The following is an 813-nucleotide window of genomic DNA, read 5'->3' on the forward strand; positions in this document are numbered from 1 at the left end:
TCCCGAGGGCGGCCGAAGGCCACGGCAGTGAGCCTCACACTGGAATCAGAAGAGCGCACGGGGATGGCGTTCCTCTGGGAATCGGGTGCTACTTCACTGCTCTTCATCGACTCCGGAACCGAGCACACCTGGCAAGACCAACCGATGCTCACCTCCGAGAACGAACTGCCACAAATCCTGGCGCCCCTCGTGAAGCTAGTCGATGCAGCTACCGACGGTAGTTAAAGAACAAGTCGGGGCAGTGCGGTGTGCCGCGGGCGGAGTTCGATCCGGCGCAGCGGACTGTGGCGGAACGGGAGGAGGCCAAGCAGCGGAGTTGACCGCGGCGGGGCAGCCGACGAGTGCGGTGACCGTGCGGCGGATGCGGGCCCGTCACCGCGAGAAGGGGCTGTGGGGGCTGGTCGACCAGCGCACGGCGCGCAGGCGTTCTGTGGTGGGCCGGGCCGATGAGCGTGTGGTCGCTGCGCTCACTCAGGTGCTTCAGGCGCAGCGGGAACGCTCCAGTGGCACGCTGAGCCGGCTGCGGCGCATGGTCGGGTGGGTTCTGGAGGAAACCCATGGTCCCGGCGCGGTGGAGGTGCCGCCGGTGCCGACGTTCAACCGGCTGGTGCACGCGCTCGCCGACGGCCATGGACTGCTGGGGTCGGCGGCACAGCTGACCGACATCGACTCCTCGTGGAGCCCGCCCTGGCCCACCGACTGGCAGCGCGAGCATCGATCTTCCAGTGGCCTCTGATCCAGTCCGCGATCTGGGCGCCGGTGACCGCGCCGGGCGGCAGGCTGGTGATCGGGTGGACGCGCTCGATGGTGAGC

General features: G+C 68.6%; 2 protein-coding genes. Both read left to right on the top strand.

Annotation, left to right across the window (positions count from 1 at the left end; translation table 11 throughout):
- Positions 1-225, top strand: a 225-nt coding sequence (locus IE94_RS40725) for a hypothetical protein (RefSeq protein ID WP_209441117.1), incomplete at its 5' end; no start/stop codon positions are given.
- Between the two features lie 136 nt (positions 226-361).
- The gene (locus tag IE94_RS0134320; protein WP_245235387.1) at positions 362-736 is read left to right on the top strand and encodes a hypothetical protein; all 375 of its coding nucleotides are present in this window, start codon (positions 362-364) and stop codon (positions 734-736) included.
- The last annotated feature ends 77 nt before the right edge of the window (positions 737-813 follow it).

The sequence above is a fragment of the Streptomyces violaceorubidus genome, assembly GCF_000717995.1.
Classification (GTDB): Bacteria; Actinomycetota; Actinomycetes; order Streptomycetales; family Streptomycetaceae; genus Streptomyces; species Streptomyces violaceorubidus.

Coding starts and splice junctions, on each gene's coding strand:
- IE94_RS0134320 (WP_245235387.1), top strand. CDS start 362: ATGCGGGCCCGTCACCGCGAGAAGGGGCTGTGGGGGCTGGTCGACCAG.